This is a genomic window from Streptomyces sp. NPDC059989 (assembly GCF_042736975.1).
Lineage (GTDB): Bacteria > Actinomycetota > Actinomycetes > Streptomycetales > Streptomycetaceae > Streptomyces.
Genome location: NZ_JBHWUO010000021.1, coordinates 1 through 15376, shown reverse-complemented (window position 1 = coordinate 15376; position 15376 = coordinate 1). Strand labels below are relative to the sequence as shown.

At 73.6% G+C, this 15376-nt stretch carries 14 protein-coding genes; 2 read left to right on the top strand and 12 right to left on the bottom strand.

The window, feature by feature from the left end:
- From ACFWBN_RS20125 to ACFWBN_RS20085, 9 genes are all read right to left on the bottom strand, one after another.
- The gene (locus tag ACFWBN_RS20125; protein ID WP_385178235.1) at positions 1-1569 is read right to left on the bottom strand and encodes an oligosaccharide flippase family protein; all 1569 of its coding nucleotides are present in this window, start codon (positions 1567-1569) and stop codon (positions 1-3) included.
- Positions 1541-2428 (bottom strand): chain length determinant protein, encoded by an 888-nt coding sequence (locus ACFWBN_RS20120; protein WP_385178234.1) that lies wholly within the window; start codon positions 2426-2428, stop codon positions 1541-1543. Before ACFWBN_RS20120 ends, ACFWBN_RS20125 begins: the two co-directional genes overlap by 29 nt.
- 23 nt (positions 2429-2451) lie before the next feature.
- Positions 2452-3585, bottom strand: a complete 1134-nt coding sequence (wecB, locus tag ACFWBN_RS20115; RefSeq protein WP_385178233.1) for a non-hydrolyzing UDP-N-acetylglucosamine 2-epimerase — start codon at positions 3583-3585, stop codon at positions 2452-2454.
- 4 nt (positions 3586-3589) lie between these two features.
- Complete coding sequence (locus ACFWBN_RS20110) at positions 3590-4846, bottom strand: nucleotide sugar dehydrogenase (protein WP_385178232.1); 1257 nt, start codon at positions 4844-4846, stop codon at positions 3590-3592.
- Entirely contained in the window at positions 4846-5616 is a 771-nt protein-coding gene (locus tag ACFWBN_RS20105; RefSeq protein WP_385178231.1) for a WecB/TagA/CpsF family glycosyltransferase, read from the bottom strand. Before ACFWBN_RS20105 ends, ACFWBN_RS20110 begins: the two co-directional genes overlap by 1 nt.
- Entirely contained in the window at positions 5613-6782 is a 1170-nt protein-coding gene (locus ACFWBN_RS20100; protein ID WP_385178230.1) for a hypothetical protein, read from the bottom strand. The genes ACFWBN_RS20105 and ACFWBN_RS20100 overlap by 4 nt, the downstream gene beginning before the upstream one ends.
- Before the next feature lie 432 nt (positions 6783-7214).
- A complete protein-coding gene (locus tag ACFWBN_RS20095; protein ID WP_385178229.1) occupies positions 7215-7823 on the bottom strand; it encodes an acyltransferase in 609 nt (202 codons plus the stop codon).
- Between the two features lie 147 nt (positions 7824-7970).
- Positions 7971-9350, bottom strand: a complete 1380-nt coding sequence (locus ACFWBN_RS20090; protein ID WP_385178228.1) for an MFS transporter — start codon at positions 9348-9350, stop codon at positions 7971-7973.
- 71 nt (positions 9351-9421) lie between these two features.
- Positions 9422-10399 carry a class I SAM-dependent methyltransferase gene (locus ACFWBN_RS20085; protein ID WP_385178227.1) on the bottom strand — a complete coding sequence of 326 codons (978 nt, stop codon included), beginning with the start codon at positions 10397-10399 and terminating at the stop codon, positions 9422-9424.
- 77 nt (positions 10400-10476) lie between these two features.
- Here ACFWBN_RS20085 and ACFWBN_RS20080 point away from each other — a divergent pair, with 77 nt between their 5' ends.
- Positions 10477-11085 (top strand): helix-turn-helix domain-containing protein, encoded by a 609-nt coding sequence (locus ACFWBN_RS20080; RefSeq protein WP_385178226.1) that lies wholly within the window; start codon positions 10477-10479, stop codon positions 11083-11085.
- Positions 11086-11232: 147 nt separating this feature from the next.
- Positions 11233-12162 carry an ion transporter gene (locus ACFWBN_RS20075; RefSeq protein WP_385178225.1) on the top strand — a complete coding sequence of 310 codons (930 nt, stop codon included), beginning with the start codon at positions 11233-11235 and terminating at the stop codon, positions 12160-12162.
- A gap of 102 nt (positions 12163-12264) precedes the next feature.
- Here ACFWBN_RS20075 and ACFWBN_RS20070 read toward each other — a convergent pair whose 3' ends face one another.
- The 3 genes from ACFWBN_RS20070 to ACFWBN_RS20060 form a co-directional block, all read right to left on the bottom strand.
- Positions 12265-12933 carry an O-methyltransferase gene (locus ACFWBN_RS20070; protein ID WP_385178224.1) on the bottom strand — a complete coding sequence of 223 codons (669 nt, stop codon included), beginning with the start codon at positions 12931-12933 and terminating at the stop codon, positions 12265-12267.
- A complete protein-coding gene (locus tag ACFWBN_RS20065; RefSeq protein WP_385178223.1) occupies positions 12930-13823 on the bottom strand; it encodes a hypothetical protein in 894 nt (297 codons plus the stop codon). Before ACFWBN_RS20065 ends, ACFWBN_RS20070 begins: the two co-directional genes overlap by 4 nt.
- A 169-nt stretch (positions 13824-13992) precedes the next feature.
- Positions 13993-15123: a hypothetical protein gene (locus ACFWBN_RS20060; RefSeq protein ID WP_385178222.1), complete on the bottom strand. Its 1131-nt coding sequence runs from the start codon at positions 15121-15123 to the stop codon at positions 13993-13995.
- Positions 15124-15376 lie beyond the last annotated feature (253 nt).

Here is a 15376-nt window from a genome sequence, read left to right as displayed (position 1 = left end):
TCACCTCATGTCCTGTCGGGTAGGCCGAACCGGTGCGGACGACCGGTGCCGGCCGCGGTGGGGCCCGTCGCCGGGGCCGACGCCGCGCAGGAAGTCGCGGCTGGGCAGTACGCACAGCGTGTAGCCGGCCAGGGCGATCGCGCCGAGGGCGAGGAGCGCGAGCGGGCCGTCGCCCAGCCGGTGCTTGAGGCCGAGGATGATCGCGGCCATCACGGCGCCGCCGAGGAAGGGCCACGCGCAGGCCCTGGCGATCCGGCCGACACCGATGCCGCCACGGCTGAGGGCGACGAGGAACACGGGCACCACCATGCCGCCGGCCACCAGGACATGGGCCTGTGAGGCTCCGACGATGCCGTTCAGCCGGGCGCCGGCGAGGAGCACCGGGATCAGGGCCACCAGCCACAGGCCCTGCACCAGGAAGAGCGACCGGCGCTGTCCGATCGCGACCAGGCAGTCGTAGGCCAGTTCGCTGCCGATGCGGATCAGGCCGAGGGCCATCAGCCAGGGCAGTGCCGCGGCGGCGGGCGCCCACTGGCTCCCGTAGATCAGCTGGACGGCGGGCCCCGCGAGGCCGGCCAGCAGGACGCACAGCGGGACCGTGGCGGTGATCACCACGCCCAGGGCGCGGCTGAAGCCCTGGGCCAGCGCCTGTGGTGAGTCGGCCAGGCGGGAGAAGCCGGCGAAGGAGACCCGGCGGGCGGCCTCGGAGATGATCCGCACGGGCCAGCCGGAGATGTTGAAGGCGAGCACGTAGAAGCCCAGGGACACGCTGCCCAGCGTCGCGCCCACCACCATGGTGTCGACGTTGACCACCGCGAGGGCCAGCATGCTCGCCCCCGCCAGCGGAAGCCCGAACCTGAGCAGCGCCCGGGCCTGTTCGGGGTCCCAGCCGAATTTCAGGGTGCCCGGTGCCGCCAGCGAGCAGCCGATCAGCGTCACGACGTTCCCCGCCACGGCTCCCCAGGCGAAGCTCATCGCGCCCCAGCCCTCGAAGGCCAGCAGCAGCGTCACCGAGGTGCTGAGCACGAAGTTGAGCCCGTCGATGATCATCCGCTTGCCCTGGGCGAACTCACGGGTGAGGAAGCCGCCGGGCACCTGGGCCACCCCGTCGATCACCACGCACAGGCACATCACCCGCAGGACGCCCGCGGCGTCCGGCGAGCCGAGCAGGCCCGCCACCGTCGGCGCCGCCGCGAACAGCGCCACGTAGAGCAGGCCGCTGGAGAGGGCGCTGAGGGTCAGCACGGTCGGCGCGAACCGCCGCGCGTCCCCCTCCCAGCGCACGATGGCCAGGCCCACGCCCAGCTCGTTCGCGGACAGCAGGACCAGCAATACGGTCTGGGCGATGCCGTACACGCCCCACTCCGCGGGGCCCAGGGCGAAACGTGCCAGCACGATGCCGGTCGCGAAGTTGCCCAGGCGCATGACAACGGTGTTGATCAGGCTCCACCGGGCCGCCGAACGGACCTTCCGGCCGAGGGAGGGGGCAGCGGGGAGTGCGGGCGCGGGAGGAGCGGGGGCGTCGCTCGGCCCACCGGTCTCACTGTCCGGTGCGCGGGCGGTGTCCACGGGTCGACTCCTCGTCGAGCGGCTCGGCGGCGGACGCCCCGGGCATGACGGGCTGTGGCGCCTTGGGCTCCGCGGCGGTCGGCCCGTCCCCGGCGGACCGCGCCCAGCTGGGCGGCCGCCGGATGGCGAGCGTGCTCTCCACGGCCGGTTCCCCGGCCGGGGGGACGGGGGCGGTCGTCTCCTCCTCCGGCCCGGAGCCCTCGGCCTCCGGCTCGGCGGGCTCGGGCTGAGGTTTGGGATCCGGCTTGGGCTCGGGCTTGCGCGACCTGTTGCGCGCCTCCACGTAGAAGGCGGCGACCATGCTGAGCACCAGGCCCAGCACCCCGGCCATGACGAGGTACTGCAGCCTGGTCTTGGTCTCGGCCACCGGCTCCTGCGGCGGCACGATCGTCGCCATGCGGATCATGGCGTCCGGAGCGACCTTCTGGTTCGCCTGGAACTCGGCCAGCCGCTTCTCGGCGTAGGTGGTGAGCTTCCGGTCCGATTCCAGGACGCGGTCCGGGTCGCTCCCGGTGACGATGAGCCACATGAACGGGCCCAGGGCGTTGTCGGCGATCTTCGCCTCGGGGGTTCCGGTGACGCCCAGGTCCTTGAGGTCGGCCAGCGAAGCGTCGGAGTTGAGGTTGCGGGCGAGCCCGTCGGCCATGCCGGTGAGGGAGGCCTGCGTGCTCAGGAAGGGGTTGCCGTCGTAGGCAGCGGTGGCCTTCTGCGAGTTGAGCAGGGTCACGGTGCTCTGCGACCGGTAGGTCACCGGCACCACCAGGTGCACGCCGACGACGAGTGCCGCGGTGATCAGCAGTCCGGGCAGCAGCACGTACCAGCGCCTGCGCATGACCCGCCAGATTTCGGCGAGATCCATGGTCTTCCCCCTCGAATGTACGGTTACTGCGGTGCGGTGCCGGCCCCGCGCGGGACGAGGTCGGTGGGTCTGGGCCGGGTGGCGGCGGACCCGCCGGCCAGCAGGACCTCGGCGATACGGTCGCTCGCGCGGCCGTCCCACAGCGCGGGGCAGCGGGGCGCGGGCGGGTCGTCGAGGACCCGGTTCACGGTGGCGACGATGCGCTCCGGGTCCGTGCCCGCCAGGACGTTGGTGCCCTCCTCGACGGTGATGGGGCGCTCGGTGTTCTCGCGCAGGGTCACGCAGGGGACGCCGAGGGCGGTGGTCTCCTCCTGGATGCCGCCGGAGTCGGTGAGCACCAGGCGGGCGGAGTCCTGGAGGGCGATGAAGTCGAGGTATCCGGCGGCCGGCACCAGCCGGATGCCGCCCGGCACGCCGACGTCCGCCAGCCGCTCGGCGGCCCGCGGGTGCACGGGCAGCAGCAGGGGACAGCGGCCGGCGATCTCGCCCAGGGCCTTCAGCAGGCCGCCGAGGGCGGCGGGGTCGTCCACGTTGGCCGGGCGGTGCAGGGTGACCAGGCCGTACCCGCCGCGGGTGAGCCCGTAGCGGTCCAGGACGTCCGACCTCCGCGCCCGGTGCAGGTTGGCGAGGAGGGTGTCGATCATGACGTTGCCGACGACGTGGATCTGGTCCTCCCGGTAGCCCTCCGCCCGCAGGTTCGCCGCGGCGTCGGGCGAGGGGGCCAGCAGGTAGTCGCTGACCCGGTCGGTGGCGACCCGGTTGACCTCCTCGGGCATGCTCCAGTCGCGGCTGCGCAGTCCGGCCTCGACGTGGGCCAGCAGCGGGCCGGCCTTCGCCGTCACCAGGGCGCAGGCCAGCGTGGAGTTGATGTCGCCGACCACGACCACGGCGTCCGGGGCCAGTTCGTCGAGCAGCGGCTCGAAGGCGGCCATGACCCGACCGGTCTGCTGGGCGTGGGTGCCGGATCCGGCCCCCAGGTACCGGTCGGGGCTGCGGATGCCGAGGTCGCGGAAGAACACGTCGTTCATGGAGGTGTCGTAGTGCTGGCCGGTGTGGACGAGGACCACTTCGACGCCGCGGCGCTCCAGTGCGTCCATCACCGGTTTGATCTTCATGTAGTTGGGTCGCGCTCCGGCGACGCAGATGATCCTGGTCATGGGCTCAGAGCACCTCCACCGTCGGTCCGGACAGCCGGTTGCGGCAGTCGAGGACGAAGGAGGCGTGCTCGGTGACCATGGCGTAGTCGAAGGAGTCGTGGTCGGTGAGCAGGACGACGACGTCCGCGTTGGCCAGTTCCTTGCGGGTGGGCTCGACGCGGACGAGCCGGGCGTCGACCTTGATGTTCTCCACGACGTGGGGGTCGGCCGCCCGGACCTTGGCCCCCATGTCCAGGAGGAGTTGGGAGATGCGCACGGCGGGCGACTCCCGGGCGTCGCCGGTGTTCTTCTTGTAGGCGAGCCCGAGCAGCAGGATGCGGGAGCCGTTGACCGAGCGGCGTTTGGCGTTGAGGGCGTCGATGACGCGGCGCGTCACGTACTCGGGCATGTGGCTGTTGATGTCGTTGGCGAGTTCGACAAAGCGGAAGCTCTGGCCGAGTTCGCGCTGGACCCGCCAGGACAGGTACGACGGGTCGATGGGCAGGCAGTGCCCGCCGACGCCGGGGCCGGGTGTGAACTTCATGAAGCCGAAGGGCTTGCTGGACGCGGCCTCGATGGCCTGCCACACGTCGATGTCGAGGTGGCGGGCGAACATGGCTATCTCGTTGACCAGCGCGATGTTCACGTGCCGGAAGGTGTTCTCCAGCAGTTTGGCCAGCTCGGCCTCCTTGGGGGAGCTCACCGGCACGGTGGTGTCGACGAGTTCCCCGTAGAAGGCCTCGACGGCCTTCAGGGAGGCGGCGTCGACGCCGGAGATGACCTTGGGGGTCTGCTGGAAGCCCCAGACGGCGTTGCCCGGGTCGATCCGCTCCGGGCTGTAGCCGAGGTGGAAGTCCACGCCGGCGGTGAGGCCGGAGCCGTCCTCCAGGATGGGCGCGAACAGCTCCTCGGTGGTGCCCGGGTAGGTGGTGGACTCCAGGACGACCGTGGCGCCGGGGCGCAGGAAGCGGGCCAGTGTGTGCGCCGACTCCTCGATGTAGCGCAGGTCGGGGGCGCCTTCCTGTAACGGGGTGGGCACGGTGACGACGGCGACGTCGAAGCCGCCGCAGTCCCGGGCCAGTTCGCTGGGGCGGTAGGTGCCGCGCTCCAGGGCGCGGTTCAGCCGTTCGGAGGAGACGTCCTCCACGTACGACTCGCCGGCGGCGAGGCTCTTGACCCGCCGTGCGTCCACGTCGTAACCGATCACCTGGTGTCCGACCTCGGCGGCCCTGATGGCCAGCGGGAGGCCGACGTATCCCTGTCCCACGACGACGACGCGCATCAGTGACTCCTGTTCGCGGAACCGGCAGACGGTGTGCGGCGGATGAGTTCCCGGACCGTCATGAGGAGGAAGGCAGCATTGGTGGTGAGGTAGCGCTTGCCGAGCCGGCGCGGCTCCTGGAGGGTGCGGTAGAACCATTCGAGTCCCATCCGCTGCCAGAGCAGGGGGGCTCGTTTGGTGATGCCGGCGAGGATGTCGAAGGAGCCGCCGACGCCGTGGACCACGTGCGCGCCGGTGCGGGTGCCGTAGCCGGCGGTGAAGATCTCCTTCTTGGGCGAGGTCATGCCGAGGAACAGCAGCTGGGCGCGGCTCTCGCCGATGGCGTCGGCGATCGGCCCCTGCTCGGAGTCGTCGAAGTAGCCGTTGCGGCTGCCGGCCACGCGCAGCTTCGGGAAGCGCTCGGCGATCTGCCGGAGCATCATGTCCAGGACCTGCTGCCGGGCCCCGAGCAGGTAGACGGAGATGTCCGCCTCCTCGGCGGCGGCCAGCAGGCGCATGAACAGGTCGATGCCCGCGACCCGTTCGGGGAGCCGGACGCCCAGGACGCGGCCGGCCCAGACCACGGCCTGGCCGTCGGCCAGGACGAGGTCGCAGCCGGCGACCGCCTCGGCGAGCCGGGGGTCGCGCCGCATGTTGACCAGCTTGGCGGCGTTGACCATGCCGATCTCGATCCGTTCGCCGCGCGCCACCGCGTCCAGGCAGCGCCGCACGGTCTGGTCCATGGTCAGGGCGTCGAGTCCGACCCCGAAGAGGAATTGCCGTCCGGTCATCTCTGCGGGCCCCCCAACCAGGCGAACAGGAGCCAGCCGAACTCGTACGGGCGGCATTCTCGGTCCACCGAGAGGGGCCGGAACAGCCGGTCCAGCGGGGTGAGCCGGGCGTGCGGCGCCACGCGGGTGCTGAGCCCGCGGGCGGCGCGGACGGCCTTCATCGGGTCGCCGCGGTAGACCTTGCGCCAGGTGACGCCGAAGCCCTCGCGGATCATCGGCTCGCGCGGGGTGCCGGCCGGTCCGGCGAGTTCGGGCACCTCCGTCATCCAGCGCAGGCCCCGGCGGATGTGCGCGCCGAAGTCGGTGCCGCCGGCGTCGGCCAGGTCGAACAGGGCCGTCGGGGCCATGGCGTGTTGGTGGACGCTGTAGACGGGGTAGCCCTCGACCACGCTGCCGTGGCGGGCGTCGTAGTGCCACCACCACTGTCCGCCGTCCCCTTGCAGGGCGCAGATGCGGGCGGCGCAGGCGTCGGCGGCCTCCAGGGCCTCCGGGTCGTCGCCGCTCGCGTGCAGCCTGGCCAGCGCCTGGAGCGGATAGGTCTGGTCGGCGAAGCAGGCGACATGGGAACGGTATCCGGCCACCAGGCCCGGACCGGTGGCGTGCGGGAAGAGCGGGCTGTCGCCGGTCCTGGCCGCCAGCAGGCGGGCGCGGGCGGCCACGATGCGGCCCTCCACGTCCACGGTGCCGCGGGCCGCGGCGAGGGCGGAGAGCACCCAGGCCGCCTCGACCGTGTACTGCGGCCGCGCGTGGTCGTCCAGCTCGGCCACCCGGGCGAGGGCGTCGGACAGCTTGGGGTGGCCGGTCTCGGCGGCGGCCCAGGCGATGAGCGCCGCGTCCCCGAGGTTGTCCACCCCGGGCAGCCCCTCCACCAGCAGTCCCGTGAACTCCTCGGCGGTGCGTCCGCCGAACAGGGCGCGCTGCCGCTCCTCGGGCAGGAAGCGGGCCCCGAGCGCGGTGATGGCCGCGTACCGGGTGCTGGTGCCCCGCTGCTCCAGGCGGCGGGTGCCGTCGGGCGCGATGGTTCCCGCCCGTGTGAAGACGAAGGTCCGCTCGCCCGGCAGGTACATCGCGGGCAGTCCCGCCTCGGCCAGCGCCAGCAGCCGCTCGGCGAGCGCGTGCAGCGGCGCGTCCGCGTCGGCAAGTGCTCCTAATCGTGTGGCGGTCATCGGGTCCCCACCCCGACTTCCCGACTGTTGAGCGCACTCCGTATGTCCGAGCTGTTCGGCTCCAACACACCTATCCCCTCTGATCGCTCCTCGGACGGACCTGGCGGTCGTCATTCCGCGGAGGGGGACTGCGCATGACGGTGCGCGTGCCCGGCGCGTTGTCGTCCCGCCGATGCACGAGCCGTCCGACGGCTGCGTCTGGACCCCCCAGCGATGCCGCGGACGGGGGCACGCGTGATCGGCAGTGGCCGCAGGCGCGGTGGATCCGCGCCGGCACGACACTGCCGGCAATGCCCCTCGTCGTGTACAACCCCCCACTGAGCAGCGGCTGTTGCCTGCCCAGATCCCGTGTGCAGGGACACGGTATGCCCATGGATGTTCGTTGATTGTGGTTTTGAGGAAATGCCGGTGCTCTAAATTGCCGACATAGCGTCAGTTCCGTCGGTTCCGCTCGACGAGGGCGCCGTCCTTCTCCTCGTGCAGCGCGCCGGTGCGCGGGCACTCCCACACTCCCGGCTCCCCCGCGCGCTCGACCAGGCGGACCCCGGCCCGGCCCACCCAGCCGATCCGCCGGGCGGGCACGCCCGCGACGAGCGCGAAATCGGGCACGTCCCGGGAGACCACGGCGCCGGCCGCGACCAGCGCCCAGCGTCCGACCCGCACCCCGGCCACGCACACCGAACGGGCCCCCAGCGAGGCCCCCTCGGCGACGACGACCCCTGCGGGCTCCCAGTCGCCGTCGCGCTTCAGCGTGCCGTCGGGCTCGACCGACCGCGGGTAGAAGTCGTTGGTGAGCACCGCCGCCGGGCCGATGAAGACCCCGTCGCCGAGTTCGGCCGGCTCGTACACGAGGGCGTAGTTCTGCAGCTTGACGTGGTCCCCGATCCGCACGCCCGGCCCGACGTACGCCCCGCGGCCCACGATGCACCCGCGCCCGAGCCGGGCCTCCTCCCGTATCTGCGCCAGATCCCAGATCGTGGTCCCCTCGCCGAGCTCGGCCGTCTCGTCGACCTGGGAGGAGGGTTGGATGCGGACGCTCACGGCGCGGTCCCCTTACGGTTCGCGAGACATTCGAATGCACGGGTGTGCGTACGGACGCACGGCCCGAGCATATGCCCCGGCGGTCCGCTCCACCGGTGGATCAACCGACTGTTCACACACGGGACTTGAGCCCCGGAGCACGGGCGTTCAGCGCGTCCCCGGGGCGCGCCGCGCGAGCGTACGGCCGCCCACCGCCAGGGCGAGCGCGACCACGATCAGGACCCCGGCGACCGCGAACGTGATCCGCATGCCGCCGGCCACCGCATCGGGGGACGCCGTGGCCACGTCGGCGGCCGCCGAGGCGAGGGCGAACACGGCGCCCATGACCGAGGCTCCGGTGATGAGCCCGAGGTTGCGCGACAGGTTGAGCATGCCGGAGGTGACGCCCCGCCGGTCCGCGGGGACGTCCGCCATCACCGCGGTGTTGTTGGCCGTCTGGAAGACCGCGTAGCCGGCGGTGACGACGACGAGGGGCGCGAGGTAGCCGGGGACGCCGAGCGTCTGCGGGGTCACGGACAGGAGGAGGGAGCCGGCCGCCATGGCGGCGAGCCCGATGACCGTCATACGGAAGGCGCCGAACCGGTCCACGACGCGGCCGGCCGGCACCCCGGTCAGCGCGGCGACCAGCGGGCCGACCGACAGGACCAGCCCGACGAGGGCCTCGCGGAGCCCCAGCGTGCGTGAGAGGTAGAACGGCCCGACCACCAGCGTCGCCATCATCACCGTCGAGACCAGCGTGCTCATGGCCAGGCTCGCGCTCAGCGCGGGATCTCGGAACACGGCCGGCCGGATCAGCGGGGACACCGCCCGCGCCTCGGCCCGCACGAAGAGCCCGACCCCGAGGGCCGCGACCAGCAGCAGCACCAGGTTGAGCGAACCGAAGCGGCCGCGCCCGGTCGTCATGGCGAGCGCGTAGGCCGCGAGCGTGAGGGCGAGCAGCAGGGTGCCGAGGTGGTCGAAGCGGGCCCGGCCGGCGGCGGGCTCCGGCCGGCGGTCGGCGGGCAGGTGGCGGTGCGCGAGCAGCAGGGTCAGCAGCCCCAGCGGCACGTTGACGAGGAACAGGGCCCGCCAGCCGAATCCGGAGATCAGCACGCCGCCCAGCGACGGACCGAGGGCGGTGCCGATCGCGGACATGGTGCCGAGCAGCCCCATCGCGCTGCCGGTCCGCGCCTTGGGCACCGCCTCGCCGACGAACGCCATGGTCAGGGCCATCATGACGGCCGCGCCGAGGCCCTGCGCGGCCCGGGCGGCGATCAGCAGCCACAGCGTGGGCGCGGAGCCGCACAGTGCCGAGGCCGCCGTGAACAGGAGGACGCCGGCCAGGAGGAGCCGTCGGCGGCCGATGATGTCGCCGAGCCGTCCGACACCGACGATCACGGTGGTGATGGCCAGGAGGTAGGCGAGGACGATCCACTGCACCTCCTGGAAGGGGGCGCCGAACACGTGCGCCAGGGTCGGCAGCCCCACGTTGGCGATGCTGGTGCCCAGCGAGGACAGCAGCATCGACAACGACAGGCCGGCCAGCACCCACCGGACCGGGGAAGGCGCCGGCTCCGTACCTCCGGCTGCCGCCCGGGCCCGGCCCGTGCCGGCCGCCCTCACGAGCCGCCGGCCGGGCGGGCGCCGGTGAAGACCGTGGTGGCGGCGAGGAGGAAGGCGTCGGGCCGCCGCAGGATGCCCTCCGGCGCCGCGGGATCGACCAGCACGTCCAGGGTCTTGCGGTCCTCCGCGTCCAGGGACTCGCTCATCGCCTCCCGCAGCCGGGTCAGATGGGCGTGCAGGAAGGTGCGGGCCGACTCGCCCAGCGGCGCCGGCAGGTCCAGCAGGAACGTGAAGCCGCCGACGTCGGTGAGCCCGGCACGGCCGAGCAGCGCGGGCCAGTCCTCGACCACGGCGGCGCTGCCGGGCAGTTCGTCCCGCATGATCGAGAACCAGTGCTCCTGGACGGCGTCCAGCCGGGCCTGGAGGCCGGGCCGGCCGATGCCGATGTCGCGCGGGAGGAAGCGCATCGGCAGTCCGCCCTCCGCCACGGCGAGCAGGCCGCCGGGCCTCAGCACACCGGCGAGCGCGTCCAGCGCGCCCTGCTGGTCGCCGAGGTGGTGCACGGCCTTGCTGCTCCAGACCAGGTCCGCCGTGCCCAGGGCGTCGTCGAGGCCCTCGGGGAGTTCCGCGTGGAGGGTGGCCACCCGGCCCCCGAGGCCGAGCCGCTCGGCGCGGGCCAGGGTGTGGTCGAGCAGCCCCGGCGCGCCGTCCACGGCGACCGTCTCGGCGTCCGCGAAGGCCTCGGCGAGTACGCAGGTCATCACGCCCGGGCCACTGCCGATGTCGAGGACGCGCCGGACCTCGTGCCCGGGGCCGAGCAGCTCCTTCAGGCGGGCGGCGGTCCGGTTGAGGACGGGGAGCTGGAGTTCGCCGTTGCGCTCCAGGTGGCCGGCCATGACCTCCCAGTCGATGTCGGTGGAGTGGTGCGCGTGGCCCTGCCCCTGCCCGTGGCCCTGCCCCTGCCCGTGGCTCTGCCCGTGGCCGTGGCCGTGGCCCTGTCCGTGTCCGTGCCCGGAGGCGCTGTGTGTGCTCATGCCGAGGAGCGTGCGCCCGCGGACCGCCCCTGGCAATTCTTGTTGCCGTTTCCGGGACGGCGAGGTGGAATGCCCGCATGGACACACCGCAGGACACGGCCCAGGACACCCCGTCGCCCCACCAGGCGGTCCTCGACGAGGTCGCCCCCCGGCTCCGCCGGCTGCGCGCCCAGCGCGGCCTCACCCTGGCCGCCCTGTCCGAGGTGACCGGCATCTCCAAGAGCACCCTGTCCCGGCTGGAGTCCGGTCAGCGCCGCCCCAGCCTGGAGCTGCTGCTGCCGCTCGCCACCGCCTACCGCGTGCCCCTGGACGATCTGGTCGGCGCCCCCGAGGTGGGCGATCCCCGAGTACGGCTGGCCCCCCGCGCCCTGCCGAACGGCGGCACCTCCGTGGCCCTGACCCGCGGCCCGGGCCCCCTCCAGGCGTACAAGATGATCATCCCGGACCGGGGCAGCGAGCCGGATCTGCGTACGCACGAGGGCTACGAGTGGCTGTACGTCCTGGACGGCCGGCTGCGGCTCGTCCTCGCCGAGCACGACCTGGTCCTCGGCCCCGGCGAGGCGGCCGAGTGGGACACCCGGCTCCCCCACTGGTTCGGCAGCGCCGACGGCCGGCCCGTCGAGATCCTCAGCCTCTTCGGCCGACAGGGCGAGCGGATGCACGTCCGCGCCAAACCCCGCGCCTGACGGCGGACCAGGGACCGGCCCGTCCGCCCCGGCGCGTTGACGTGCGCCCGGTGGTGAAACCCGATCGGGTGTGTGGCGTTAGAAGGACGGACCCGCCGCGCCCCGCCGGGCGCGCCGCCCTGCGATGCCGACAGTACGAGGAGCACGATGACAGTCCCGGAGCCGGCCGGACGCGGCCGCATGAAGCTGGCAGCCCGATGCCGGGTGGCCACGGAGGCCCCCGCCTTCGGGTTGGTCGTCTTCTGCGTGATCCTGCTCAACGCGGGGCTGATGGGGGTGGAGACGTACAGCGGCCTGGCCGCGGAGTACCGGCAGGTCCTGCAAGCCGCGGAGGAATGCTGCCTGCTGGTGTTCTCCCTGGAGATGCTGCTGCGCATGGGCGCCTACGCCGACAGGCCGAAAGCATTCTTCCGGGACCCCTGGAACCTCTTCGACCTCGCGATCGTGGCCTCCGCCTTCGTCCCCTTCGTCCGCGAGAACGCCACCGTCCTGCGGATGCTGCGCCTCGCCCGCGTCCTGCGGACCGCGCGCTTCCTCCCGCACCTGCGGATCCTGCTGATCGCCGTCGGCCGCAGCCTGCCGGGCACCGCCAGCTTCCTCTTCGTCGGCGCGCTGGTGCTGTACGTGTACGCCATGGTCGGCTGGGTCTGCTTCGCGGACTCCGACCCCCAGCACTACGGTTCCGTAGGCCGGGCCATGCTCACCCTGTTCCTGCTCACCACGCTCGACGGCCTGACCGACGCCGTCCGCGCGGGCCTGCAGATCTCCCGCCTCAGCATCATCTACTACGCCTCCTACGCGCTCCTCGCCTCCTTCGTGCTGGTCAACGTCCTCATCGGGGTCGTCCTCAACTCGCTGGACGAGGCGCGGGAGATCGAGGCGGAGGCCAGCCGGGTGCCGCCGCCCTCCGCGGGCCCCGACGCGGACGGGACGGACGTCAGGGAGCGGCTCGCCACCGCCCGCCGCGCGCTGGACGAGATCGAGGCGAGCCTGGCGGTGGCCGACCGGCCGGCCGGCCGCGGCGCGGGCCGGCAACTGGAGGGCGCCGCGCACAAATCCAGCCCCGCCGGCGTTTGAGGCGCTGGGGTTCGGGGGCGGAGCCCCCGGCAGCGGCGCCGCGCGGCCTGCTGGGCCGGTCTCCCCCGGGCCTGCCCCGGCGCAGAAGACCGGCCGCAGGACTCACCGCTTGCGGGCGAGGGTGAGGCCGTCCGCGATCGGCAGCAGCACCGACTCGACCCGGTCGTCCGCGCGGACGTGCGCGTTGAACTCGCGGATGGCCAGGCCGTTGCCCTTGGCGTCGGCGCGGACCGCCTCGCCCCCGTAGAGGACGTTGTCGGCGAGGAGCAGCCCGCCGGGCCGCACGCGCGGCACCAGCTGGTCCCAGTAGGCCTGGTAGCCGGTCTTGTCCGCGTCCAGGAACACCAGGTCGATCACCGGCTCGGGCGGCAGCGCCGTCAGGGTCTCCAGGGCGGGGGCGATCCGCAGGTCGATCCGGTCGGCGACCCCGGCCTCCTTCCAGGCCTCCCTCGCGATCGAGGTCCACTCGTCGGAGATGTCACAGGTGATGACGCGGCCGCCGGCCACCAGCCCCTCGGCGAGGGCGATCGTCGAATAGCCGGTGAAGGTGCCCACCTCCACGATCCGCCGGGCGCCGGTCAGCTTGGCCAGCAGGGTGAGGAGCACCGCCTGCTCGTGCGGGATCTGCATCTCGGCCGGCCCGCCGAGCGCGCGGGTGCGCGCGACCAGCCGCTCCTGGACGGGGCTCGGCGGTTCGGCCTGCTCGACCAGGTAGGCGTAGACCTCGGGGGTGAGGTGCACGGTCTTCACTTCGTCGGGCTTCCTGCTCATGTCGTACGTCCCTTCGTGGGATTCGGGATCTTCGGCGGGGCGTTGCGGGCGGGCGGTTCCTCGCAGACGGCCACCGCGATCAGCCGGGCGACCGACTCCCGGCCGAAGCGCTCGGGGCAGCCGTCCGGAAGGGGCCCCAGGCCGTAGGCACCGATGTCCGCCAGGCAGAGGTTGAGCAGCCGGACCAGCTGCGCCCGGTGGACCGGGCCGCACAGCGGCTGCCGCTCCACCCGGAAGTGCGCGTCGTGCAACGCCTGTTCGGCTTCGGTGGGCTCGGGGCCGGGGCTTCGGCCGGCCTGCCGGAGCGGGGAGGAGCCGTCCGGTACGAGCCGGCGGGCCACGGCCATGTGCACCCGCTGGTTGTCCTTGACGGCGTCGGACAGCCGGTCGAGCGCGGCCGCCCGGTGGCTGTCGCGGGCCGCGTCCAGGGCGGCGGGTACGGGGGTGTGGTCGCGGGCCCATCCACAACTGAAGGCGGGGTGGGCGGCCGCCATCCGCGGGTGCAGGAGGGTCGCGTACTGCTCGGGCGTACAGCCGGCGGCGTAGAGGAAGAGGACCGAGTAGACGTCGTAGAGGGCCGTGGTCCAGGCGATCGGCAGGGTGGCCGCCGCCTCCGGGGTGGCGGCCAGTGTGGACAGGCCGCGGGCCAGCAACTGCCATACGGTGAAGGCCGCGTGGTGGCCGGTGAACCACCGGTGGCGGACCCGGTCGGCCTCGCCGTCGGGCGGCAGGCAGGCCGCCGGCGGGCCCGTGGTGAGGGTGGCGCGCAGCGCGGTCAGCTCGGCTTCGAGCCGCTCGGCGCAGCGGGCGTGGTCGCAGGCGGGCAGGTCCGCGCCGGGCATGGGCAGGACGAGCCGCCCGACCGTGACGGCGGCGGCGAAGGGGGTCACCGCAGCCTCGGGTGGCGGTCGCGCGGCGGGGTGGGGAAGTCGGGCGGGGCCGGGGGGACGGCGGTCATCGGCGGGCCGGTGCCTTTCGGTCGGAGGCGTCAGCGGGTCGCGCGTACGGCGGCCGCCGGACGGTCGGGGGTGGCGGCGAGGGCGCGGCCCTCGGCGGCGCTCATGCGGGCCCCTCAGGGGGTGGGGCCAGGGGGTTGCGCGGGATCCGGTCGACGACGCGGATCTCGCGGGGCGCTGCTCCCAGGCCGCGCGCGAGGGCCCGTACGCCGTCCTCCGTCAGCGGGCCGCCCCCGGCGACGAGCACGTCGTACGTCTCCCCGCGCTGCGGGTCGGCGGCGCGCACGCAGGTCACGTCGGCTCCGGGGAGCAGGGCGCGGAGCCGGGCGGCGATGCCGTCGAGGTCGCGCCGGACGCCGTTGACCTTGACCGGGTGGGCGCGGCGGCCCAGGCGCAGGAACTGGCGGTCGCCGAGCGGCCGGACCAGGTCGTCCATCTCGTGGTGGGCGGAGAGCCGCGGTCCGGACACGGTCAGCGGGACCTCCCGGCCTCCGCGGGGGCCGGCGAAGGAGACGTCGTCGAGCAGGGTCCACGGGCCGTCCGGGTCCCAGCCGGTCCGGTGGGCGACGGCGCCGGTCTCGGTGGAGCCGAGCACCTCGACCATGGCGGTGCGCCGTCCGTCGCACAACCGCACGGCTTCCGGGGGCAGTTCGGCCGAGCTGTGCAGGAAGGTGATGTGCTCGAAAGCGGCGAGCCAGCCGGGGTGGCGGGCCAGGATCCGGAAGGTCCGCGGGATGGCGACGACCGCGATCCGACGGGCGGTGACCGGGGGCGGCGGACAGTCGAAGGCGGGCCAGAACCAGACGGGCAGCCGGGTCACGGCGGGCAGCAGCACGGTCGCGGAGGCCCCGTAGGCGTGCCGGGAGGGAGCGAAGCCGATGACGGCCTGCGGCTCGTACGGGCTTAGCAGGCGGGCCAGTTGCTCGCTGTCGGCGCGCAGCCGGGCCCCGGAGAGGGTCCGCCGGACGGGCTCGCCGGTGGAGCCCGTGGTGTGGAAGGCGTAGTCCCGGGCGGCGAGCCGCTCCAGCGCGTCGGCGGACCGGGCGGCGTCGAGCGCGTCCCACGCCAGGTGCCAGGCCCCGGCCGGGGGCTCGGCCGCTCCCTGCGCCGGCGTGCCGATCCCGGGCCGGTCCCACAGGGCGTCGAAGGGGAGCGTCTCGTAGGCGGCGGATCCCGCGGCGGGGGCGGTCACGGGCGGGAGACCAGCGGGCTGTCGGTCGGAGTCGAGGATCATCGCTGAGTCCCTGCGGTCTGGTGGCAGCGTGTGGGGAAACACCCCGCTGATCAACGACGCGGGGCCCGACGGGAAACGGCGCGGGTCCGCCGGCCCCGGTTCGCCTCAAACGCCGGCGGGGCTGGGTTTGTCCCCCTCGGGCGGGGCCGGAGTGGGGGTTGGGGCGGTGCCCCTCCGGAGTGTCTCCTCGTCCTCGCGCACGAAGCCACCCCTTCGTGACGTAAGCCCAGGTTGCGCGCTCGTCCTGCGGGGA